The organism is Shimia sp. SK013 (assembly GCF_001292625.1).
GTDB lineage: Bacteria > Pseudomonadota > Alphaproteobacteria > Rhodobacterales > Rhodobacteraceae > Shimia.
Window position 1 is genome coordinate 92,058 of the sequence record NZ_LAJH01000026.1, and the last position, 21,326, is coordinate 113,383.

Below are 21,326 nucleotides of genomic sequence, written 5' to 3' on the forward strand. Positions count from 1 at the left end.
GCATTCTAAAAAAGCTTAGGGAATGTTCGAAAGGGCGCTTTGGTTTCAGAGAAATCGAGGCAGCTTGTGTTCTCGCCGATTTCTCGGTGACTGTTTGGTGGATATGGGATGAATTGGTCTTCCCGAAAGCTCCAATATTTGGTTTGCCCATCAGCAACGATGAAAGCGTGGAGCCGATCGGTCTCAAAGCCAAAAACTGCGGGCAGCACGCCGTGTAAGGCGTTCAGATTGATGCAGGTGGCCTGCGCTTCTGTTGCGCGGTCAAATAGGAACGCCTGATACGGTCGATTGGCGGTGACTAGTCCGATGTGCGTGCCGACGTAAACCGCGCCACAGAGCAGGAGCGTGGTTGACGTTGAGGAGAGGCGTTCTCGGAACATACGAGCGACAATGATTGCCAGCGCGAGTGGGCCGGTGAAGCCAAGAAAGAAGAAGGCGGCTGACTTGGGCACCAGCTCGAATGCATTGACCACATCCAAGACGAACAGGGCAGCAACGGGGGGGAATAGTGCCACCAACAACGCATTCGCGGGGCCTGCCAAATATGCCAGTGCGACAGCGGTGAACGAAACGATCAAAGCTGACATCGCCTGGGCGTGACGTCGATCTGAGACGCGGGCACGCCAAATCAGCGGAAAAAGGACAAGGGCCCACCATAAGGCGAGCGACAGAAACACGATGAACGCAATAAAAACGAGTTCTGAAAACAATTCTTGTCTTTCAATTTTTACACTTAACCTTTTCGGGAGCTTGCTATGCAAGCCCCTGCCGGGCAACGGGTTTTTGATCCTGAAGGATCACAAACCCTAGAACCATTGCCCCGGCTCCATAAGCCCAAGGTCGAGCAACTGGCGGGAGTGCCATTCAAAGGGCACGGAATTGTGCCAGCGGTAGTCTTTGACCTCAAACATGCTACCGGGGTTTGCCTTCAGCGCCTTGGCGGTGCGGAAGGAACAGACCGCTGCCGTCAGGTTGTTGTGCCACGGGCAGGCGTAGGTGTTGTATTCTTCGTCTGAAAAGGTGAAATCCTCGCGCAGTTTCAGATCCGGCTGCGCGCGGAAAAGAGAAATTCTGTCGATTTTACGTTTGTCAGCCGGAATGTGTTCTTCGAACCGCCAGCGTAGGCCGCCAAAGAAATTGAGCTGTCGCTCTTTGGGATGGTTGTGGTTGTCGGGGTCATTTCGCGCAAGTGCGTAGTAGCCGGAGCGGTCGAGTTGGGCTTTTTCCAACGAGACCGCGTTTGGGGTTTCATCCAGATTGGGCGCATAAAGGTCAACCACATAGGTCAGCATGGCGTCGCGACGCTCTTCGGTGTGGAAGGTGAGCATTTCGCCCACGGTGCGCGTTTCGCAAAACGGGAAAAACAGGTACTCGGCGTTGAAACAGTAATAAACCCACTGACCGATCATAAGATCATTCACAGCCGAAACGGCCTGCATGACCTGATCGCTGCGGGTGTTGTCCATGCGCACGCGCGGACAGATTTCGGCCAGATCCCCGGCCAGCTCAAAAGCATCCGGCATAAAGACGAAAACCTTGAGAAACCCAAGATCAAGATGATGGCGGATGGTGCTGTCGATTTCCACGTCGTCTTCGACAAAAATCAACGCGATGGGTCCTTTGGCGAATTCGGATTTGCCCGCGCGGATCAATTGGTTGAGTGAGTCGTATGTCATGCTCGGCCTTTGGATGCGGTTCTTGCGCCTGTTGGCGTCAAAATCGGTTAAATTGGCGTGCATTGCAAGCCGCCCTGCTTTTGATGTAGGGAGGCGCCTTGAAACCGCAGCGGGAAGCGTTCCATGTCCGATACCGTCTCTGAAAAGAAGAAGCTCTTTATCAAGACCTATGGCTGTCAGATGAATGTCTATGACAGCGAGCGTATGGCCGAGGCCATGGGCGGGGCGGGGTATGAGACCACCGAGACGCCGGATAATGCGGATATGATCCTGCTCAATACCTGTCACATTCGCGAAAAAGCGGCAGAAAAAGTCTATTCCGAACTGGGACGTCTCAAGGCATTCAAGGTCGAGAATCCGGACGTGAAGATCGGTGTTGCAGGCTGTGTTGCGCAGGCTGAGGGGCAGGAAATCATGCGCCGCCAACCAATGGTGGATCTGGTGGTCGGGCCGCAGGCCTATCATCGCTTGCCTGAAATGGAAGCCAAGACCCAAGAGGGCGCTAAGGCGCTGGACACGGATTTTCCCGAGGAAGACAAGTTTGAGCGTCTGAAAAGTCGGCCGAAGGCCAAGCGTGCGCCAGCGGCGTTTTTGACCGTTCAGGAAGGCTGTGACAAGTTCTGCGCCTTCTGTGTGGTGCCTTACACACGCGGTGCCGAGGTCAGCCGTCCGGTGGATCGTGTGCTGAGTGAGGCGCGGGATCTGGTGGAGCGTGGCGTGCGTGAGATCACTTTGTTGGGACAGAATGTGAATGCCTATCACGGGGCCGGAGCTGGCGGGGATATGACGCTGGCCGGATTGATCTGGGAGCTCGACAAAGTCGATGGTCTGGAGCGCATCCGGTTTACCACAAGCCATCCCAACGACATGATGGATGACCTGATCGAAGCGCATGGCACTTGCGAAAAGTTGATGCCGTACTTGCATTTACCCGTGCAGTCCGGATCCGACAAAATTCTGAAGCGGATGAACCGCAATCATGACCGCGACAGTTACTTGCGGCTGGTGGAGCGGATCCGCGCGGCGCGGCCGGATATTTTGTTGTCAGGTGATTTCATTGTCGGTTTCCCAGAAGAGACTGAGCAGGATTTTCAGGACACCATGGATTTGATCGAAGAGGTCAAATACGGTCAGGCGTTCAGCTTTAAGTACTCAACCCGCCCCGGCACACCGGCGGCAGAACGTCCTTTGGTGGATGATGCGGAGGCAACCGATCGTTTGTATCGTTTGCAGGCACTGATCACTCAGCAACAGCGCGCCATTCAGGAAAGCATGGTCGGCCGCGATGTGCAGGTGATGTTTGAACGGGCCGGACGGCTTGAGGGCCAAATGGTTGGAAAGTCTGAATATCTGCACGCGGTGCATGTCGCAGATGCGGGCGCGAAAGTGGGCGAGATTGCCAAGGTGAGAATCGTAAAAAGCGAGACAAACTCATTGGGCGGCGTTCTCGCATCCGATTGATCGCAGGTTGGAAACAATTTTAGCGCGCAGGACAGATTGGCCTTGGGCGCGGAAGTTTCGTTGAGTTTCTCGACATAAATTTGCCATTTTTCTGTTTCCTGACCCGACGGACAGGGCATTAGTCCTTGGAAAATTTGGGATTTCCGGTAATCTCGGTCTTACTGTTTGGGCGTGATGTGGGGGCTGCTTTCGCAATCGCGTCGTTGGGGGATTGTGAGAGGAAGTCGTTTTGGCGGAGAAAATCAAAAAAACCGTCCGCGCTATATGTGCGGGGCTGGCCGTGGCGTGTGTCGCGGTCGTTGCCGTGACACAACCGGCGGCGGCACAGAATCAGCGGACTGTTCTAGGAGAGAAATATATCCCAACTGTTTGGGTCGATCCGGATGGCTGCGAACATTGGGTAATGGATGACGGTGTCGAAGGCTATATGACGCCGCACGTGAACCGTCAGGGTATTCCGGTTTGTCGGCGTGGCAATGTCTGCGGAGTGATGAACTCGGATCAGTTTTTTGCCACTGACAAGTTTTACATCAACGGGGCCAATCGCCAGAAACTGGCGCAGTTCTTTCAGGACTCAACGGCGTCTGCCTTTATTGTTGCGGGTCACACCGACAGCCGCGCAAGCGACGATTACAATATGCGCCTGAGCTATAATCGTGCGAACGCGGTGGCCAAAGTGGGCAAGCAAGCGGGCGCGCGCGTCGTTGACGTACGTGGCTATGGCGAGCGTATGCCGCGTGCCACCAACGGCACCTCGGCCGGCATGGCACAGAACCGCCGCGTCGAAATCATCTGTTTGCGCTAAGGGGAGACGGACATGAAACTTATCAAAGGCACATTGCTTTTGGCGGTCGTCGGCGGTCTTTCCGCTTGTGGAAACAAGATCGACAAGACCGTGGATAACGCGCGGGACAGTGGCCATCTGAGCAACCTGACGGCAGGTATCTGGGTGGACCCGAATGGGTGCGACCACTGGATCATCGACGATGGCGTCGAGGGTTACCTCAGTCAACGGCTTGATCCCTATGGCAAACCGGTTTGTTCCGGCACGGCGCCTCCCGGCGTGGCAACCGGTCCGTTCAAAAAGGGAAGCTCTTTCCCTGACAGCATCTAAGCCAACGGGCTGACAGTTTTAAAGCCGCGTATCTTTGGGTGCGCGGCTTTTTCGTGCGCGACCAGCAGTTTTTTGCGCCTGTCACAGAAAATTCGCAGGCCAGCGCTTGCACCTGCCTGAGCAAGTTGGCACCATCAACGTACAACATCTAGTTTGCAGGAGAGCTGTTTGCCCACAGGTGCGATGACCCCGCCGCCAGAGTCCGAAACCGCCAAAGAGACTTCGGTCGAGTTTCCGGACAACCGTCTTTTGATCGAGCTTTGCGGAGAGTTTGATCGCAACCTCGCGGATATAGAGCAAAAAAAGGGTGTTCAGATCCTGCGCCGCGGCAATCATTTGGCCATTTTTGGCGAGGACGTGCCGCGTGCCGAGGCAGTAGATGTGTTGCAATCGCTGTACGACCGGCTGGAAAGCGGCAAGTCCGTGGAGAGCGGTGACATTGATCGCGAGATTCGCATGGGAGGCTCGGAAGAGGGCACCGGCGTGCGTGATGGCGACCAGATGGAGATGTTCAAAGGCGGCACGGTTGAGATCAAAACCCGCAAGAAGCTGGTTGAGCCGCGCACGGATGCCCAAAAAACTTATGTGCAATCGTTGTTCAAACATGAACTGGCGTTTGGCATCGGGCCTGCGGGTACCGGCAAAACTTATTTGGCAGTGGCGGTGGGCGTGAACATGTTCATTCAAGGCCATGTGGATCGGATCATTCTGTCCCGTCCGGCGGTAGAGGCCGGCGAAAAGCTGGGCTATCTGCCGGGGGACATGAAGGACAAGGTCGATCCTTACATGCAGCCGCTTTATGATGCGCTGAATGATTTTTTGCCGGCGAAACAGCTTGCCAAGCTGATTGAGGAAAAGAAGATCGAGATTGCGCCATTGGCGTTCATGCGTGGGCGGACATTGGCGAATGCCTTTGTGGTGCTGGATGAGGCGCAGAACGCCACAACGATGCAAATGAAGATGTTCCTGACGCGATTGGGCGAGGGATCTCGCATGGTCATTACAGGCGACCGCAGCCAGATCGACTTGCCGCGCGGAGTGCCGTCGGGCCTGAAAGACGCGGAGCGACTTTTGGGGGGCATCAGAAACATCAGCTTCAACTATTTCACTGCAGATGATGTTGTGCGCCATCCGTTGGTGGCGGCGATCATCAAAGCCTATGACGCTGACGCAATTAGGACACTGGCGGCGAAAGAGAAGAAGTCGTGAAGCGCGGGGTCTTGCGACGGCTTATCGCTCTAGGCAGGCAGAGCGCGCCGTGCTGACGGATACGATCATCGAGGATGACCGCTGGAGTGAGATGGGTTTTGAGGCGCTGGCCGAAGCGGCGGCTGAAGCCGCCTTTCTGCATCTTGGCATGGAAGCGCGTGATTTCGAAATTGCTGTGCTGGCCTGTGATGATGCGCGTATTGCCGAACTGAACACCGAATTTCGCGACAAGCCGACGCCGACCAATGTTCTCAGCTGGCCGAGTGAGGAGCGTGGGGCGGAGGTGGACGGAGATACGCCATCTGCACCTGAGGGGCTGGATCCTGAACTGGGCGATATTGCGATTGCCTTTGAAACCTGCGCAAGAGAGGCTGAAACTGCTGGGAAACCGATGGCGGATCACGTCACGCATCTGGTTGTGCATGGTGTGCTGCATTTGTTGGGATATGATCATATCCGTGACAAAGATGCCACTTTGATGGAAGGGCTGGAAACAGCCATACTTGGCAAAATGGGTCTTTCGGACCCATATGAGATATGAACGGGGACGCATCCCCAACGGAAAGGGCCAATGGGCGACACCATCGACGGATCCTCTAACGCGGCGCTAAGCGCGCGGCCGGAAGGTCAACACAAGCAAAAGGGTGGCCTGATACGGCGCCTGTTTTCGAAATCCGCAGAGAAGCCGGCGGCCCTAGATGGCGCGCAAATGGCGTCCAGTTCTGCTCCTCAGTCTCATGGCATGATCAACCTGCGCCGCATGCGCGTGGAAGATGTGGCTGTGCCTAAGGCCGATATCGTGGCGGTGCCCAACACCATCAGCGAGGCAGAGCTTTTGCAGGTTTTTCGCGACAGCGGCATGACACGATTGCCGGTGTATGATGGGACGTTGGACACACCCATCGGGTTTGTTCACCTCAAGGACTTTGCCCTGCGCCACGGTTTCAACGGCGACGCTGGCAGTTTGAAAATCGATCAGATGTTGCGGCCTTTGCTTTTTGTGCCACCGTCGATGGCGATTGGCGTTTTGCTGGCCAAGATGCAGGCCGAACGGCGCCATATGGCGTTGGTGATTGACGAATATGGCGGCGTGGATGGTCTGGCCACGATTGAAGACCTGATCGAACAGGTGATCGGTGAGATCGAAGACGAGCACGACATTGAAGAGGCCGATTTCTGGGTGCAAGAGCGTCCCGGAAGTTATCTGGCTTTGTCCAAAACCCCACTGGAGGAGTTTGAGGCCGCGATTGGTCGGTCACTGACGTACCACGAAGACGTTGACCGAGAGGAAATCGACACGCTGGGCGGGTTGGTCTTTATGCTGTGTGGCCATGTGCCTGCGCGCGGCGAAGTGGTGGAGCTGCCCGACGGTGTGGCTTTTGAGGTCGTAGACGCCGATCCGCGCCGGATAAAACGCTTGCGGGTGTTGCTGCCGACGGACGCTGCCAATGGCTGACAGCGCTGTGGTGCAGCGCTGGCGGGTGTCGGGCTGGAAGCAGGCTGTGCTATGTGTGGTATTGGGCGCGCTGGGCGCGCTTGGACATCCCCCGTTTGATCTTTGGTTCCTGACTGTCGCCGCGTTTGTTGCGGTGTTTGGACTAGCCTTGCGTTGTGAGAGAAATTTCGACTGGGTCAAAACCGGTTTCTGGTTCGGGTTCGGCTATTTTGCGGTGGCGCTGCATTGGATCGTTGAGCCGTTTCTGGTCGATGTGGCCCGGCACGGATGGATGGCGCCGTTTGCGTTGGTGATGATGGCGGCGGGTGGTGCGGCGTTTTGGGCTGTGGCGTTTGGCGTCGCGGGATGGCTGCGGCGGGGTCTTGGCGGCGTTGTGGCATTGGCTGTGGCGATGGCAGCTACTGAATTTCTGCGGGCCTATGTCTTCACGGGATTTCCGTGGGCGATGCCGTCTTATGCCTTGGTCAACCAAATGTTCGGGCAATTGGCGGCCTTTGGTGGCCCGCATGGGGTGAACCTTTTGCTGTTTCTGTTGGCGGGCGGTCTGGCCTTTGGCGCGGTGCGCCGGTGGCGATGGATCTGGGGCGTGGCCGGTGCGGTGATGTTGGCGCTGTGGGTGCCTGTGCCGGATCAAGTGCCCGAAGCCAGAGAGCAGACGGATGCCGCTGTGGTGGTGCGGCTGGTGCAGCCAAATGCATTGCAGCATCTGAAATGGCACCCTGAGCATATTTTAACATTCTTTCAGCGCTCGCTCGCTTTGACGGCTCAAGTGGCCGTCGAAGCCGATGCGGCGGTGCCGGATCTTGTGGTCTGGCCGGAAACCTCGGTGCCGTGGACCTTGGACAACGCTGAGAATGCGTTGCTTGCGGTGGCGGGCGCGGCCCGCGGCGCGCCGGTTGTTCTGGGGCTGAACCGGTATGAAGGGGAGAGGATCTTTAACACCGTGGCAGTTGTGTCGCCGGAGGGAGCCGTGACCGATGTCTATGACAAACATCACCTTGTGCCCTTTGGCGAATACATCCCGTTCGGCGATTTCCTTGGCCGGTTTGGCATACGGGGATTGGCCAGCCAACATGGCGGTGGTTACTCCGCTGGCGTGGGACCTGACCTGATCGATCTTGGCGCATTGGGCAAGGCCTTGCCGCTGGTTTGCTATGAGGCGGTGTTCCCGCAAGACACCCGCATCAGGGGCGAGCGTCCTCGTATGATGCTGCATATGACCAACGACGCGTGGTTCGGGAATTTTTCAGGGCCCTACCAACATTTGGCACAAGCGCGGATGCGGGCAATCGAGACCGGCGTTCCGGTACTGCGGGCGGCCAACACGGGTATCTCAGCAGCCATTGATGCGCAGGGCCGCGTGCTGGCGATGTTGCCGCTGGGCGAGGCCGGTTTTTTGGATGTCGTCTTGCCGGACCTTGGCCCCGACACACTTTATGCGCGTTGGGGGGATCTGCCTATGGGTGTGTTTCTTGCTTTGCTGATTGTTGCGGGTGCGGCGGTGCGGCGGCGCGAAACCGATTGACCCGCCTTCTACTTCCACGTATTTGCTGACTCTGAATTTCCGTCACAACGGCTTCCTGACGTGACGGTTTTAATCCAATGGAGCACCACCCCCATGGCACGTAAGAACTATACTTTTACTTCCGAGAGCGTCTCGGAAGGCCACCCAGATAAAGTCTGCGATCGCATCTCGGACGCCGTTTTGGATGCGTTTCTGGCCGAAGAACCCGAGGCGCGTGTGGCCTGTGAGACCTTTGCTACCACGAACCGTGTGGTCATAGGCGGGGAAGTGGGGCTGTCGGATCAGGACAAGCTGCACGAATACATGGGGCGGATCGACGAGATCGCACGCGCCTGCATCAAAGACATTGGCTATGAGCAGGACAAGTTTCACCACGAGACCGTGGAGATCACCAACCTGCTGCACGAGCAATCCGCACATATCGCACAAGGTGTCGACGCCAACGGCGAAAAAGAAGAAGGCGCGGGTGATCAGGGCATCATGTTTGGTCATGCCACCACCGAAACCGACGCATTGATGCCCGCGCCCATCCAATACTCCCACGCGATCCTGCGCCGTCTGGCCGAGGTGCGCAAATCGGGGCAGGAGCCGACGCTGGGGCCGGATGCGAAATCGCAACTTTCCGTGATTTATGAGGATGGCAAACCGGTGGGCGTGAGCTCAATTGTGTTGTCGACGCAGCATTTGGACGAAGCCATGACGAGCGCGGATGTGCGCGCGGTGGTGGAACCTTACATTCGCGAGACCCTGCCGGCGGGCTGGATCAGCGACGCCACCGAATGGCACGTGAACCCAACCGGCAAGTTTGTAATCGGTGGCCCCGATGGGGACGCGGGTCTGACGGGCCGCAAGATCATTGTCGACACCTACGGTGGCGCAGCGCCTCATGGCGGCGGTGCGTTTTCTGGCAAAGATCCTACCAAGGTTGATCGCTCTGCAGCCTACGCGGCGCGTTATCTGGCAAAAAACGTGGTGGCGGCCGGTCTGGCGGAACGTTGCACCATTCAGCTGTCTTATGCGATTGGCGTAAGTGAGCCGCTGTCGATCTATTGCGACCACTATGGCACGGGCGAGATTGATCCGGCCAAGATCGAAAATGCGATCCGTCAGGTCATGAGCCTGACTCCGCGCGGCATTCGCGAACAGTTGCAGCTTAACAAACCAATTTATCAGCGCACGGCAGCCTATGGCCACTTTGGTCGTGCTCCTGAAGCGGACGGCGGTTTCAGCTGGGAACGCACGGATTTGGTTGAAGAGCTGAAATCCGCGCTGTGAGACGAAGGCCAAAAGGTCACTCGAAAGCCGAAAGGTTTGACGGTGTTGTCTTGTCTTGAGATTTCGAAAAAAGGCGCTGCCCGTCCGATGACCGGCAGCGCCTTTTGCAATTGATGGGTCTTTGGCCAACACTGGAATGCGGGCCACCAATTCCTGCGTCTTTCCGGCTCCAATCGTCTAGTCGCCGGAATTTGACGTTTCTGCTTTCTTGAACACCACTAGTGTAATGAACAAGCCCGCGATCAGAAGCATGTGTGCAGACGCGGTCAAGCCGAATACGAAATAGCTGCCGACCATTAGAGAAAATATGGAACTCCACATCCACGCCAGCATTTGCATCATCAAATGAGCGGTGGACAGAGAATGGTTTTTCAACGGATTTTTGGTTTCATCCATGACAGACGTCCACGTTGAATTCGTTTTGGCATTATTAAGCATTGTTTTCCTCCTGTTACCTCGTGACCCAGACCTCACGTTTGACACGTAAGCGATCGCCGCCCCGAGTGTGCTAGACCTCATGAAGGATCAAGGGGCCTTCTTGAGTGGTGGTCTCCAAATTACGCTACGGCGAAGTAAGCGGACCATTTTTAGATCTCTTTGCTGCTATCTAGCATCTCAAAAATACCCAAATGGGATTTGCTAAACTCACAAAGCATCGTTGCGAGTTTGTTGTCAGATAGCGCAATGCGTCATGGGCGGATCCTATGCACTAGCCAGGACAGTTTTGTAACCCGACGGCACTTCCCTTACGAAATCTTTGGTACTGTCGGGAAATTGTGCGACGGTCTTCCCCGCGAATAGGGAGGAATATCTATGCTCATCGACGTGGCTCTGCCGCTATCACTTGCGTTCATCATGTTTTCACTAGGCTTTGGCCTGACGTTTGCCGACTTTGGCCGCGTCTTGACCATGCCGAAAGCGGTGCTGACCGGTGTGGTGATGCAAATCGGGGCGGTGCCTTTGGTGGCTTACCTCCTGCTTATCGTTTTTGATTTGCCTCCTGCGATGGCCTTTGGCGTTATGATCCTCGCGTTTTGTCCGGGCGGTGTGACCTCTAACATCCTGACCAAGCTGGGCGGAGGCACTGTGGCGCTTTCGATCACCCTGACGGCGGTCGTGAGCCTTTTGTCGGTGATTACCGTCCCGATTTTGGTTGTATGGGCTGGCGCGACCTTTCTTGGTGAGGCTGCACCGGAGGTAAACGTGTTGGGCATCGGCATGTCGATGTTTGCGATCACGGCTGTGCCGGTTCTGATCGGCTTGCTGACCCGCTGGGTGGCCAGCGGTGTGGCTGACAAGATCGAGAAGATCGTCTCAGCGTTGGCGTTGGTGCTGTTCTTGGTCATCGTGGCCGTCGCCTTGGCAACCAACTGGGATCTGTTCATGGCCAATATCTGGACGCTTGGTCCGGTGCTGATGCTTTTGAATGCTCTGCTATTGGTGCTCGGCGTAGGCGTGGCGCGGCTTTTGGGCCTGTCGGGGCCGGATGGTTTGTGTATCTCCGTCGAGATGGGCGTGCAGAACGCCACATTGGGCATCACCGTGGCGGGCATGGTTGCACAGGCGTCGGGCATTCCTGAATACGCGGTGCCGGCGGCGCTTTACGGGATTACGATGTATATCGTGACCATTCCGGGCATGTTCATTCTTCGGTTGATTTTCGGAAAAAGCTGAGCGCATCTTGACCCGAAGGGCAGGGTGCGGCAAAGGCTCGGGCGATCCAAACGAGAGAGCTCATGTCTGACAATCCGACAGATAGACACCCTTCGGGCGCCCCTTGGCGCAATTTTTATGGCCGGTTCAAGGGCAAAGGATTGCGGTCAAGCCAAGAGGCGTATCTTGAAGAGGACCTTGCCAAGCTGAGCCCAGGAAAGATTACCTGGGACAAGAACCCTGACCGAAGCGTCATAGATCTAGAGGCGCTGTTTGGCGACAAAGATATCTGGCTGGAGATCGGGTTTGGCGGTGGTGAGCACATGGTGCATCAAGCCGTGCAAAATCCGGACGTCGGCATCATTGGGTGCGAGCCCTATATCAACGGCGTTGCAATGCTGTTGGGCAAAATCCGCGAAGCTGGCGCCGACAATATCCGCGTGCATCCAGGCGATGTGCGGGACATGTTTGACGTGTTGCCCGACCAAAGCCTGAGCCGTGCGTTTTTGCTGTATCCCGACCCATGGCCAAAGAAGCGCCACCACCGGCGCCGGTTTGTGACGCCTGATCACCTTGAACCACTGGCGCGCAAGCTGAAGCCCGGTGCGATTTTTCGCGTTGCGACGGATATTCCCGACTATGTGCGTCAGACGCTGGAGCAGGTGCCCAAGCAAGGGTTTGAATGGCTCGCGGAAAGCCCTGAGGATTGGCGCGAGCCATGGGGGGACTGGATCTCTACACGCTATGAGCAGAAGGCGTTTCGCGAGGGCCGCACGCCGCATTACCTGACGTTTCGCAAGACCTAAGCCATTAGAGGCGGGACAGCGGCACGACTTCGGTATCGTTGAGGCGGGTGAAACGCCGCCCTTTTGCGAACCACGCCACGGCAAAGGCGAGCAGTGCGAGAGCCTCGACATAGAAAGTCAGGTTCAAGCGGTTCCACCAAAGCAGCGCCGCGTCGCTTAGGAGTGGCGATTTCGCCCCAAGCGTGGCCACACAGAGCAGGATAACCACACCACAGGTTTTATAAAGGCGGTTGCGGTTGCGTTTGGTCGCAATCAATTCGCCGCCTACTTTGTGCCGTGCGTCAATCACGCGTGCCAGCACGAAGTAGCAGTAGAGCCCAAGGAAGACGAACACGACCCCCGCGCCATACATATGAAGATGTTCCGCCGACGATGTGACCGCAAAATAGGCTCCGCCGTCGTATGGCGCGACGATGTATCCCGCAGAGGCATTCTCGGCAGCAGGGCGTGTCATATGGGCAAAGGGACGAGCCGAGAAATCGTTTAGGTGTTCGCAGCCGTCACCAGAAGTCGGGAAGAGCGCGAGAGCAAAAGCACCGATGCCAGCAAGGCTGGAGCCATATTTCTCGAGCCGGTTTTCTCCGGTGAGCGCGATCATAAAGCCGCCGATAAAGAAAAGAATTCCGGCAAACATCGTGCCCAAGAACGGATCGTAATAAAAGTGGCTGATGCTGTCGCGCATGCAAACCTTAGGTGCGTGGGCAAGGAGCCAGAGGATAGCGGGCAGAGCGAGGGCGGCGCAGCCGACGAGAAAGGCGAGGCGTTCTTGCAAAGCCTGTTGTGTCGGAGACAGCGTTTGAGTGGGCGTGAGCAGTTTTTGAAACCGGCCGGGTTGGGGGGACGTGTCCATCACATGAGCTCCTTTGAAAATGGCTTGCTAAATGACGCATCTTCGAAATTGGAATTAGTATCTGTGTTTGGAGGTGGCCTTGCAACTTATTAGTGTTTTTTCGAGCGGAAGATCACCTTGTGGCTTCTTGGGCTGTCTCAAAGATTGTGCAAGCTGACGAAATGCGAAATGCTGCGTTGCGTCCCATAGACGAAGGCCAATTGTTGCGCTAACAGCGATGTAACAGCAATAAGGATACGCGCCACATGTCCGGCCACGGCACCCCCATTCCGATGACTTCCCGTCCCTGCGGCCCGCTGAAGGGTGAGGCCAATGTGCCTGGTGACAAATCCATCAGCCACCGCAGTTTGATCCTCGGGGCGATGGCGGTCGGCGAGACCAAGATTTCCGGCCTTTTGGAAGGCGAAGACGTGCTGGATACCGGCAAGGCGATGGCGGCATTCGGGGCAGAGGTGATTAATCACGGCGGCGGCAATTGGTCGGTGCATGGAGTTGGTGTTGGCGGCTTTGCCGAGCCTGACAACGTGATTGATTGCGGCAATTCCGGTACCGGCGTGCGCTTGATCATGGGCGCAATGGCGACCTGTGATATCACTGTGACCTTCACCGGCGATGCGAGCCTTAACGGGCGGCCTATGGCGCGGGTGACCGACCCAATTGCGCTGTTTGGCGCACAAGCCGTTGGTCGCGTTGGTGGACGTTTGCCCATGACTATTGTGGGTGCGAAAGACCCGACGCCTGTGCGCTATGAGGTGCCGATGCCTTCGGCGCAGGTGAAATCGGCTGTTTTGCTGGCGGGTTTGAATGCGCCGGGTCAGACAGTTGTAATCGAGAAAGAAGCGACGCGCGATCACACAGAGCGCATGTTGGCGGGCTTTGGGGCTGAGATTTCTGTTGAGCAAAGCGATGCTGGACGGGTCATCACGCTGACCGGTCAACCTGAATTGAAGCCACAGACAATTGTGGTGCCACGTGACCCAAGTTCGGCCGCCTTTCCAGTCTGTGCGGCAGTGATCACGCCAGGATCAGACGTGTTGGTGCCCAATATTGGCCTGAATCCCACGCGGGCAGGGCTGTTCACGACGCTGCGCGAAATGGGCGCGGACCTGACGTATGAAAACGAGCGCGAAGAGGGCGGCGAACCTGTGGCGGATCTGCGCGCGAAGTTTTCGCCAAACCTTAAGGGGATCGAGGTCGATCCAGCGCGCGCTGCGAGCATGATTGATGAATATCCGGTGCTGTCCGTGGTTGCGTCGTTTGCACAAGGCGAGACTGTGATGCGTGGCGTCAAAGAACTTCGGGTCAAGGAAAGCGACCGAATTGACGCCATGGCGACGGGCCTGCGTCTGAACGGTGTCGAGGTCGACGAAGGCGACGATTGGTGGATTGTCAAAGGCTTGGGTCATGGCAACGTTCCCGGTGGGGCGACCTGCGAGAGCCATTTGGATCACCGCATCGCCATGAGCTTTATGGTGTTGGGCATGGCCGCGCAAAACCCGGTCAGCTTGGATGATGGCGGCCCGATTGCCACATCCTTCCCGATCTTTGAGCCGCTGATGGCGGGTCTGGGTACTGACGTGGTGCGGGGCTAGGCGGATGGCTTTTACCGTTGCCATTGATGGGCCTGCAGCGGCTGGCAAAGGCACGATTTCCAAGGCTGTGGCTGCGCATTTCGGCTTTGCGCATTTGGACACCGGGCTGCTGTATCGCGCGGTTGGGGCCAAGACGCTGGATGGAACCGATCCGATCGCGGCGGCGCAGGCCTTGGTCGCTGAGGATCTCGGGGCGCAGGATTTGCGCACGCCAGACGTGGCGCAGGCCGCGAGCCGCGTGGCGGTGATCGGCGAGGTGCGCGCTGCGCTTGTGGATTTTCAATGCGCGTTTGCGCGGCGCTCCGGTGGCGCGGTTCTGGATGGTCGCGATATTGGCACTGTGATTTGCCCCAATGCCGAGGCCAAGCTGTTTGTGACGGCGAGCGCAGAAGTGCGCGCCGAGCGGCGGCATCAGGAGTTGGTAGGCAAAGGCACGCAGATCTCGTTTGAAACTGTGTTGGCGGACGTGAAAGAGCGTGACGCGCGCGACCGAAACCGCGCCGAGGCACCGATGGTTGCAGCCAAAGACGCGACGGTGATTGATACCACGGCGCTGTCGATCGAGGCCGCGATTGCGGCAGCGATAACGGCGATCGAGGTCATGCGCAGTTGAAACTCTAAGCTGACTTTTTGTCGGGGTTTTGCTGATCGTAAACTTCGCGGGATGTGTCGATATTGGGCAGGTTTTCGAGGGCCCAGAGGCCAAGCGCTTGCACCGGTTCGCGGAAAGATTTGCCTAGATCTGTCAGGGAATACTCGACCTTGGGCGGGATCGTTGGATGGTATTCACGGTGCACCAAGCCATCACGTTCCAGTTCACGCAAGGTCAGCGACAACATGCGCTGTGAAATTCCCAGATGCCGTTTCAGTTCGTTAAACCTAAGCGTGCCATATTCCGCCAGCGATATAACGATCAGAACCGACCAACGGTCGCCGACCCGTCCCAAAACCTCATTGATGCGCGAACACTGAGGGCAGTTGCCGGCTTTGGCGGTGTCCTTGGGCATGGGCAGTTCCCTTCGTGTGACTAGGTTTAAGTGATGTGCCTTCTTGCGGCGCTTTCTGGTTCCTCATATATCGCCGGTTACATAAATATACCACCCCGAAACGCGACTCATGGGGAGTGCGGCGGCGGATAAGGAAAGACGAAGATGACCACGTTGAAAGAGCTGATGAACTGGCGCTATGCCACCAAGAAAATGGACCCGGCGAAAGCCGTGTCCGAGGAAAATGTGGAGGCCATTCTTGAGGCGGTTCGCATGGCGCCGACGTCGAGCGGCACGCAGCCGTTTGAAGTGTTCGTGGTGACCAACGACGATATGCGTGAGAAAATCCGCAAAGTGGGTTGGGACCAGAGCCAGATCACGGAAGGCAGCCATCTGTTGGTTTTCGCGGCCTGGGACAATTACTCGGCTGACCGTATCGACGCAGTGCGTGCGCAGATGGAAGAGCTGCGCGGTGAGAACCCAATGCTGAGCCAATACTACGAAAACCTGAAATCTGTTTATCTGCCACGCGACGAGTCTGTGAACCACGACCACGCGGCGCGTCAGGCTTATATTGCGTTGGGCTTTTCTATGTTGGCCGCAGCCGAATTGGGCGTAGATACGTGCCCGATGGAAGGCTTTGACTCCGACGCTGTGGACGAGATCATGGGCCTGAAAGAATTTGGCCTGAAGTCTGTGACTCTGTTGCCTCTGGGATACCGTCAGGAAGGCGCCGACTGGCTGCTGCCGATGGCGAAAGTGCGCAAATCCAAGGATGAGATGGTTAAGACCATCGGCTAAGCTTTGCCGGTTAGTTGGTGTTTCAGGCGCTCCCCTTGGGGGCGCCTTTTCTTTTGGCTTGCAGTCCTGCTTGATTGGGATGTAATAACATTACATAACGGCAAACGGCGAATCCAAGAGGGCGTATGAGTAGAAATCTCCAGAGCAGCCTTCGTCGGCGCCGGCGGCAGTGCAACCCCATGACAGAATTCGACTCGCTGCCGCCGGAACTGCGAACTTGGCTTCGGGCTGCCGCGCTGCCTTGGAGCCCGGCCTCGGCCAAAGGGGTTTGGGTTAAAGCCGGCGGGCGGCGTGATCCGGAAGCGGCGTTGGCGCGATTGGCGGCGGTGGAGGCGGCGACGTTGCTGAAGGATCGTGTGCAAGAGGTGTGAGGCTGGGCTGCGATGTGGGTCAAATGGAGCGGCTTGAGGAAATCAGGCGCGGGAGAAAGATCGTCTCCGCCCCAGACACACCAACCTGTTGTGCCATAGACCGGTGGATGGCGCAGACCGTTCTATAGCGTATTTCCCTGAAGCGCGGACAGCGAGCTGCCAGCTCTGTCAGTTAGGCGTTATATTTGCGGTGTCGCGGCAACGTATTTTCAGTGGTCTATCCGGGATTGAATGAAGTTGTGCTCCATGGATGACTTCTCGTTGGTTGCCAAAACCTAATAAAGACGCAGGGTGATTTAAGTGCAATGAGTCGGAAGGCCGTTTGGCGTCCCTCAAGTTTTTGCAACGACCGAACGGAGGCAAACTACTTATTGCCAGACAATCGAGAAAGAGTCTGGAGAATAGAGGTGCATGGCCTCTGGCCCGGAGTGCGCGTCGTCGCTCAGGTCAATTTCGAGTTGGATTTTGTTCGAGAACAGAATCCCAAATCTCGAAGCAATCTGTGTGATTGAAACCACATATTGGTCGAGAAGGTCGTCGACATTTGCGACGTCTCCTTGGACGGGATTGTAAATACTCAAAACGGTGTCGCCAAAACAGATTTGCCAATAGTCGTGAACTCTGGTTGCTGAGGTGACCTGCAATTCCAAGAGCACTTCTTCGGCCAAAGTTTTTTTCATCTCAATAGTCATCCCGACAATACTCCGCGACGAAGCTAAGGGTTTAGTCTGTGTATCACCACCCTTTTGAAGCGTTGCTTGCCGGTGACTAACGCTGGTTGCAGTCTGTTGTTCGTGTGACCCAAAGAACACGACCGGAAAATGGCATAGCGACCGAACCGAGGGGTGGAAGCGAAGCGCCTGCGTTTTGCCGCAGGCAAACCTGTGGCAATAGGGGAGCACTGGATTGTTCTGTCCACATTGATTGTCGGGTATGCGGACTTTGCTGCCGTTCGGTTCAGCACACGAAATGTCAGCTATCGACCTTGTTTCCGGGCAAGTTGCTTACCCCTTTGTCATTTTAGACAAAGCGAAGAACGCACCTTCGCAGACGTTGCCGCGAAAGTGCATCAGCGTAGCTCATTGGCGGATTATGCCGCTTTTGCAGCGTCGATCTTACGGGACAACTGACGCAGTCGTGAGGCAAATTCCCCGCGATCTACGTAGCATCCGTGTAAGTGACGAAAGCCAGTGGACGGATCAAAGGAATCGCGCCCGTGCAGAACGCGCCTGTTGTCAAAGACTACCATTTCACCCGCCTGTAGTTTCAGCGTGATCCGATATTTAGCATCACGGGTCTTGGACATGTAAGCGCGGTAAGCACGATAATAGGCTGGTATGATATCGGCGGCCATATCGAATACGCCTGCAAGGTGGGCGTTATAGCGTATCTCGATCACTTTGCCCGCAGCACCCAGTGTAATCACTGGCTTATAGACCGAGATGTCGGCGTCACCGTCGTGAAAGCGGAATGGAATTTCGACATTACAGAGCAGGTCGAATGCTTCGGGATCATCGGTGCGCAAATCCTCAGCCATGGCAAAACCGTCAGCAAACAGCGACCCGCCGCCGATGGCCTCGTTGGCGAGGCAATGCAGGAACTGGTAGCCGGGCGGCACCTCTTGGTTCGGCAGGTCGGTATGCAGTGGTAGTGCGACTGACGTATAGGCCAGATTGTTAGGATCAGGTTTATTGATCACTTCAAACGTGGTGCCAAAGTTGGTTTTGCGCAGGAAATCAATCCGTTCAGCCACATCAACGCCAGCACTTGTCCGATCCTCCAGGTGCTCAATGATGGTGAGGCCGTCGGCAGCCGTGGCTTGCATCCACGCCGTCAAAGCAGTGTCTTCATTCATGATCGGTGATGCTGCATACCGAGCCACAGCGTGTTCCGACCGCCACAGCCGCGTTGCAATCGCCGCCGGATCGGCAGCACGTTGGCCGGGACGATGACCGGTCAACAAAGACAAAGGTAAAAAGCTGATGTGTCCGTCCGCATAGCCAAGCTGGACACCGTCTTCGTCAACCTGCGCGGATGACAGGACTGGCGCATCATCAAGCGTTAGCAAGTCTAGCAGGCGTTCGTGTGTCTGGGGGTGCAGTCCAGAAGGGCAGTTGTCGCGCAGCCAAATTGTTGGAAAATCCGTAGTGGTCGTATCCGCCCAAGTCACGACAAGCGTGTCTGCACGGACCGTAAGGCCGTGGATCGTCATAGTATATCCAGTTCGTTTTGATGGTTTTCAGGGTCGATCACAAAGATCAACGGCAGGGCGGCGGCCACCATTCCTGAGTTTTGCCAAAGGGCGCACCCATTGCGCGCCACTCAAGCACCAGACTTGAACATACTTTCATCATAGAGACGAACACTATGGCGGGAACAATCGTACAGCAAGCCGACATTAGCCGCAGTACAGAAAATTGGTAGGTTTGGGCTCAAAGCCGACATTGGCTGCGTCGCATCCATAGCGGCCTTGCTTGCGCCATGTGAGGGATATGCCTCTCAACTTCTGAAAGGATGCTCCTGTCTGCGACGCTGTGAGAGGGCGCAGTCAACGCGGGGAAACAGCCATCAGCGGGGCAGGGGTGTGTGGCACAATCGACTTGCTCCGATAGGGGAATGTGTCTATAGAGCCCCTGTCTATAAGGCGCATATGCCATAAAACAATGAGACGAGCAGGGTCAGGCAATCGCCGGCCCTCTTTGTTTTGTGTGTGTTTTCTTGTTGTTGGCGCGTCCAAGACCAATTCGCACGTCGCAAGGCGGGCACCAACTTAGACCGGCGGAGACAACCGTTTGGCCAGAAAAAATGTTTGAAAAGGAAATGACGCCACATGGCTGATACAACTATGGAGGAATTCGAAGCCCTCCTGCAAGAAAGCTTCGAAATGGACACACCCGAAGAGGGTTCTGTTGTCAAAGGCACGGTCATCGCAGTTGAAGCGGGCCAAGCCATCATCGACGTCGGCTACAAAATGGAAGGCCGCGTTGATCTGAAAGAATTCGCAAATCCTGGTGAACCTGCTGAAATCGCTGTTGGCGACGAAGTAGAAGTCTTCCTGCGCTCGGCTGAAAACGCCCGCGGCGAAGCGGTTATCTCTCGTGAGATGGCACGCCGTGAAGAAGCATGGGATCGCCTCGAAAAAGCATATGCCGACGAAGAGCGCGTTGAAGGCGCAATCTTTGGTCGCGTCAAAGGCGGCTTTACAGTTGACCTCGGCGGCGCCGTGGCCTTCTTGCCCGGTTCGCAAGTTGACGTGCGCCCCGTGCGTGACGCTGGCCCATTGATGGGTCTGAAGCAGCCGTTCCAGGTTCTGAAAATGGACCGTCGTCGTGGCAACATCGTTGTATCGCGTCGTGCGATCCTCGAGGAGTCCCGCGCAGAACAGCGTGCAGAAGTTATCGGCAACCTGTCCGAAGGCCAAGCGGTCGACGGTGTCGTCAAGAACATCACCGAATACGGTGCGTTTGTTGACCTTGGTGGCGTAGACGGTCTGTTGCACGTGACTGACATGGCATGGCGTCGTGTGAACCACCCATCCGAGATCCTGACAATCGGCGAAACCGTCAAGGTTCAGGTTATCAAGATCAACAAAGAAACACACCGCATCAGCCTTGGCATGAAGCAGCTGCAGGAAGATCCATGGGATCTGGTGGCTGGCAAGTACCCACTGGAGTCGGTGCACAAAGGTCGCGTGACCAACATCACCGATTACGGTGCATTTGTTGAGCTCGAGCCTGGTGTTGAAGGTCTGGTTCACGTGTCCGAGATGTCTTGGACCAAAAAGAACGTACACCCCGGCAAGATCGTTTCCACCTCGCAAGAAGTGGACGTTATGGTGCTGGAAATCGACGGCGCCAAGCGTCGCGTTTCCCTTGGTCTCAAGCAGACACAGCGCAACCCATGGGAAGTGTTTGCAGAAACACACCCCGAGGGCACCGAAGTCGAAGGCGAAGTCAAGAACATCACCGAATTCGGTCTGTTCATCGGCCTGCCTGGCGAGATCGACGGTATGGTTCACCTCTCCGACTTGTCTTGGGACGAGCGCGGCGAAGAAGCAATCCAGAGCTACCACAAGAACGACATGGTTTCGGCCGTCGTATCCGAGGTTGATGTTGAGAAAGAGCGTATCTCGCTCTCGATCAAAGCACTGGGTGGCGACAAGTTTGCAGAAGCAGTTGGCGGCGTGAAGCGCGGTTCGATCGTGACCTGTGAAGTGACCGCAATCGAAGACGGTGGCATCGAAGTGGTTTATGAAGGCATGAAGTCCTTCATCCGTCGCTCCGACCTGTCGCGTGACCGTGCAGAGCAGCGCCCAGAGCGCTTCAATGTCGGTGACAAGGTTGACGTGCGCGTGACCAACGTTGACAGCAAGACACGTCGTCTGGGTCTGTCGATCAAAGCGCGCGAGATCGCTGAAGAGAAAGAAGCCGTCGAACAGTATGGTTCTTCGGACTCCGGTGCATCGCTGGGTGATATCCTTGGCGCCGCACTGAAGACGGGCGACGAATAAGATCAGCCCGATCTTCTGAGACAAAAAGAAACCCCGCCGGA

22 protein-coding genes, 1 pseudogene and 1 riboswitch are annotated in these 21,326 nt (G+C 56.4%); of the genes and pseudogenes, 15 read left to right on the forward strand and 8 right to left on the reverse strand.

What is annotated here, in order from left to right:
* Positions 1–5 precede the first annotated feature (5 nt).
* Together SHIM_RS18030 and SHIM_RS18035 are read right to left on the reverse strand one after the other, a co-directional pair.
* Positions 6–761 (reverse strand): hypothetical protein, encoded by a 756-nt coding sequence (locus SHIM_RS18030; RefSeq protein WP_206541377.1) that lies wholly within the window; start codon positions 759–761, stop codon positions 6–8.
* 45 nt (positions 762–806) lie between these two features.
* Positions 807–1,676, reverse strand: a complete 870-nt coding sequence (locus SHIM_RS18035) for a hypothetical protein (RefSeq protein WP_054004156.1) — start codon at positions 1,674–1,676, stop codon at positions 807–809.
* A 123-nt stretch (positions 1,677–1,799) separates the two neighbouring features.
* On the opposite strand from SHIM_RS18035, the gene miaB reads away from it, so the two are divergent.
* From miaB to metK, 8 genes are all read left to right on the forward strand, one after another.
* The gene (gene miaB / locus SHIM_RS18040; RefSeq protein WP_054004077.1) at positions 1,800–3,137 is read left to right on the forward strand and encodes a tRNA (N6-isopentenyl adenosine(37)-C2)-methylthiotransferase MiaB; all 1,338 of its coding nucleotides are present in this window, start codon (positions 1,800–1,802) and stop codon (positions 3,135–3,137) included.
* A 229-nt stretch (positions 3,138–3,366) separates the two neighbouring features.
* Entirely contained in the window at positions 3,367–3,942 is a 576-nt protein-coding gene (locus SHIM_RS18045) for an OmpA family protein (protein ID WP_054004078.1), read from the forward strand.
* A 12-nt stretch (positions 3,943–3,954) separates the two neighbouring features.
* On the forward strand, positions 3,955–4,251 hold the full coding sequence (locus SHIM_RS18050; protein WP_054004079.1) for a hypothetical protein: 297 nt from the start codon (positions 3,955–3,957) through the stop codon (positions 4,249–4,251).
* 183 nt (positions 4,252–4,434) lie between these two features.
* Positions 4,435–5,460 (forward strand): PhoH family protein, encoded by a 1,026-nt coding sequence (locus SHIM_RS18055; RefSeq protein ID WP_054004080.1) that lies wholly within the window; start codon positions 4,435–4,437, stop codon positions 5,458–5,460.
* Between the two features lie 49 nt (positions 5,461–5,509).
* Positions 5,510–6,001, forward strand: coding sequence for an rRNA maturation RNase YbeY (ybeY, locus tag SHIM_RS18060; protein WP_054004081.1), 492 nt, complete (start codon positions 5,510–5,512; stop codon positions 5,999–6,001).
* Positions 6,002–6,031: 30 nt separating this feature from the next.
* Positions 6,032–6,916 carry a transporter associated domain-containing protein gene (locus tag SHIM_RS18065; protein ID WP_054004082.1) on the forward strand — a complete coding sequence of 295 codons (885 nt, stop codon included), beginning with the start codon at positions 6,032–6,034 and terminating at the stop codon, positions 6,914–6,916.
* Positions 6,909–8,441 (forward strand): apolipoprotein N-acyltransferase, encoded by a 1,533-nt coding sequence (gene lnt / locus SHIM_RS18070; protein WP_082358464.1) that lies wholly within the window; start codon positions 6,909–6,911, stop codon positions 8,439–8,441. The genes SHIM_RS18065 and lnt overlap by 8 nt, the downstream gene beginning before the upstream one ends.
* A gap of 36 nt (positions 8,442–8,477) precedes the next feature.
* A riboswitch (SAM-SAH riboswitch) is annotated at positions 8,478–8,526 on the forward strand.
* Positions 8,527–8,534: 8 nt separating this feature from the next.
* Positions 8,535–9,716, forward strand: a complete 1,182-nt coding sequence (metK, locus tag SHIM_RS18075) for a methionine adenosyltransferase (RefSeq protein ID WP_054004083.1) — start codon at positions 8,535–8,537, stop codon at positions 9,714–9,716.
* A 177-nt stretch (positions 9,717–9,893) separates the two neighbouring features.
* On the opposite strand, the gene SHIM_RS18080 is transcribed toward metK, so the two are convergent.
* Positions 9,894–10,154: a hypothetical protein gene (locus SHIM_RS18080; protein WP_054004084.1), complete on the reverse strand. Its 261-nt coding sequence runs from the start codon at positions 10,152–10,154 to the stop codon at positions 9,894–9,896.
* A 375-nt stretch (positions 10,155–10,529) separates the two neighbouring features.
* Here SHIM_RS18080 and SHIM_RS18085 point away from each other — a divergent pair, with 375 nt between their 5' ends.
* Positions 10,530–11,390 (forward strand): bile acid:sodium symporter family protein, encoded by an 861-nt coding sequence (locus SHIM_RS18085; protein WP_054004085.1) that lies wholly within the window; start codon positions 10,530–10,532, stop codon positions 11,388–11,390.
* Between the two features lie 62 nt (positions 11,391–11,452).
* Entirely contained in the window at positions 11,453–12,175 is a 723-nt protein-coding gene (gene trmB / locus SHIM_RS18090) for a tRNA (guanosine(46)-N7)-methyltransferase TrmB (protein WP_054004086.1), read from the forward strand.
* Positions 12,176–12,179: 4 nt separating this feature from the next.
* Here trmB and SHIM_RS18095 read toward each other — a convergent pair whose 3' ends face one another.
* Positions 12,180–13,025 (reverse strand): hypothetical protein, encoded by an 846-nt coding sequence (locus SHIM_RS18095; RefSeq protein ID WP_054004087.1) that lies wholly within the window; start codon positions 13,023–13,025, stop codon positions 12,180–12,182.
* A gap of 245 nt (positions 13,026–13,270) precedes the next feature.
* Here SHIM_RS18095 and aroA point away from each other — a divergent pair, with 245 nt between their 5' ends.
* Both aroA and SHIM_RS18105 read left to right on the forward strand, forming a co-directional pair.
* On the forward strand, positions 13,271–14,617 hold the full coding sequence (gene aroA, locus SHIM_RS18100; protein WP_054004088.1) for a 3-phosphoshikimate 1-carboxyvinyltransferase: 1,347 nt from the start codon (positions 13,271–13,273) through the stop codon (positions 14,615–14,617).
* A 4-nt stretch (positions 14,618–14,621) separates the two neighbouring features.
* Positions 14,622–15,230, forward strand: coding sequence for a (d)CMP kinase (locus tag SHIM_RS18105; protein WP_054004089.1), 609 nt, complete (start codon positions 14,622–14,624; stop codon positions 15,228–15,230).
* A 4-nt stretch (positions 15,231–15,234) separates the two neighbouring features.
* Here SHIM_RS18105 and SHIM_RS18110 read toward each other — a convergent pair whose 3' ends face one another.
* Positions 15,235–15,624 carry a winged helix-turn-helix transcriptional regulator gene (locus tag SHIM_RS18110; RefSeq protein ID WP_054004090.1) on the reverse strand — a complete coding sequence of 130 codons (390 nt, stop codon included), beginning with the start codon at positions 15,622–15,624 and terminating at the stop codon, positions 15,235–15,237.
* A 144-nt stretch (positions 15,625–15,768) separates the two neighbouring features.
* On the opposite strand from SHIM_RS18110, the gene SHIM_RS18115 reads away from it, so the two are divergent.
* Together SHIM_RS18115 and SHIM_RS18120 are read left to right on the forward strand one after the other, a co-directional pair.
* A complete protein-coding gene (locus SHIM_RS18115) occupies positions 15,769–16,404 on the forward strand; it encodes a nitroreductase family protein (RefSeq protein WP_054004091.1) in 636 nt (211 codons plus the stop codon).
* A gap of 125 nt (positions 16,405–16,529) precedes the next feature.
* Positions 16,530–16,775 carry a DUF6525 family protein gene (locus SHIM_RS18120; protein ID WP_054004092.1) on the forward strand — a complete coding sequence of 82 codons (246 nt, stop codon included), beginning with the start codon at positions 16,530–16,532 and terminating at the stop codon, positions 16,773–16,775.
* Positions 16,776–16,792: 17 nt separating this feature from the next.
* On the opposite strand, the pseudogene SHIM_RS20745 reads toward SHIM_RS18120, so the two are convergent.
* From SHIM_RS20745 to SHIM_RS18130, 3 genes and pseudogenes are all read right to left on the reverse strand, one after another.
* Positions 16,793–16,891 (reverse strand): annotated as a pseudogene (locus SHIM_RS20745) (immunity protein Imm33 domain-containing protein); the annotation flags it as partial.
* A gap of 252 nt (positions 16,892–17,143) precedes the next feature.
* Positions 17,144–17,455, reverse strand: a complete 312-nt coding sequence (locus tag SHIM_RS18125; protein ID WP_054004093.1) for a hypothetical protein — start codon at positions 17,453–17,455, stop codon at positions 17,144–17,146.
* 410 nt (positions 17,456–17,865) lie between these two features.
* Complete coding sequence (locus tag SHIM_RS18130) at positions 17,866–18,987, reverse strand: TauD/TfdA family dioxygenase (protein ID WP_054004094.1); 1,122 nt, start codon at positions 18,985–18,987, stop codon at positions 17,866–17,868.
* A 633-nt stretch (positions 18,988–19,620) separates the two neighbouring features.
* Between SHIM_RS18130 and rpsA the strand changes: the two genes are divergently transcribed.
* Positions 19,621–21,285, forward strand: a complete 1,665-nt coding sequence (gene rpsA / locus SHIM_RS18135; protein WP_443020481.1) for a 30S ribosomal protein S1 — start codon at positions 19,621–19,623, stop codon at positions 21,283–21,285.
* Positions 21,286–21,326: the final 41 nt, after the last annotated feature.

Bases quoted from the DNA above. Each gene is read 5' to 3' on its own strand.
- SHIM_RS18035 (WP_054004156.1), bottom strand. From the start codon at position 1,676: ATGACATACGACTCACTCAACCAATTGATCCGCGCGGGCAAATCCGAA.
- miaB (WP_054004077.1), top strand. From the start codon at position 1,800: ATGTCCGATACCGTCTCTGAAAAGAAGAAGCTCTTTATCAAGACCTAT.
- SHIM_RS18050 (WP_054004079.1), top strand. From the start codon at position 3,955: ATGAAACTTATCAAAGGCACATTGCTTTTGGCGGTCGTCGGCGGTCTT.
- SHIM_RS18055 (WP_054004080.1), top strand. From the start codon at position 4,435: ATGACCCCGCCGCCAGAGTCCGAAACCGCCAAAGAGACTTCGGTCGAG.
- SHIM_RS18065 (WP_054004082.1), top strand. From the start codon at position 6,032: ATGGGCGACACCATCGACGGATCCTCTAACGCGGCGCTAAGCGCGCGG.
- lnt (WP_082358464.1), top strand. From the start codon at position 6,909: ATGGCTGACAGCGCTGTGGTGCAGCGCTGGCGGGTGTCGGGCTGGAAG.
- metK (WP_054004083.1), top strand. From the start codon at position 8,535: ATGGCACGTAAGAACTATACTTTTACTTCCGAGAGCGTCTCGGAAGGC.
- SHIM_RS18080 (WP_054004084.1), bottom strand. From the start codon at position 10,154: ATGCTTAATAATGCCAAAACGAATTCAACGTGGACGTCTGTCATGGAT.
- SHIM_RS18085 (WP_054004085.1), top strand. From the start codon at position 10,530: ATGCTCATCGACGTGGCTCTGCCGCTATCACTTGCGTTCATCATGTTT.
- trmB (WP_054004086.1), top strand. From the start codon at position 11,453: ATGTCTGACAATCCGACAGATAGACACCCTTCGGGCGCCCCTTGGCGC.
- SHIM_RS18095 (WP_054004087.1), bottom strand. From the start codon at position 13,025: ATGGACACGTCCCCCCAACCCGGCCGGTTTCAAAAACTGCTCACGCCC.
- aroA (WP_054004088.1), top strand. From the start codon at position 13,271: ATGTCCGGCCACGGCACCCCCATTCCGATGACTTCCCGTCCCTGCGGC.
- SHIM_RS18105 (WP_054004089.1), top strand. From the start codon at position 14,622: ATGGCTTTTACCGTTGCCATTGATGGGCCTGCAGCGGCTGGCAAAGGC.
- SHIM_RS18110 (WP_054004090.1), bottom strand. From the start codon at position 15,624: ATGCCCAAGGACACCGCCAAAGCCGGCAACTGCCCTCAGTGTTCGCGC.
- SHIM_RS18115 (WP_054004091.1), top strand. From the start codon at position 15,769: ATGACCACGTTGAAAGAGCTGATGAACTGGCGCTATGCCACCAAGAAA.
- SHIM_RS18120 (WP_054004092.1), top strand. From the start codon at position 16,530: ATGAGTAGAAATCTCCAGAGCAGCCTTCGTCGGCGCCGGCGGCAGTGC.
- SHIM_RS18125 (WP_054004093.1), bottom strand. From the start codon at position 17,455: ATGAAAAAAACTTTGGCCGAAGAAGTGCTCTTGGAATTGCAGGTCACC.
- SHIM_RS18130 (WP_054004094.1), bottom strand. From the start codon at position 18,987: ATGACGATCCACGGCCTTACGGTCCGTGCAGACACGCTTGTCGTGACT.
- rpsA (WP_443020481.1), top strand. From the start codon at position 19,621: ATGGAGGAATTCGAAGCCCTCCTGCAAGAAAGCTTCGAAATGGACACA.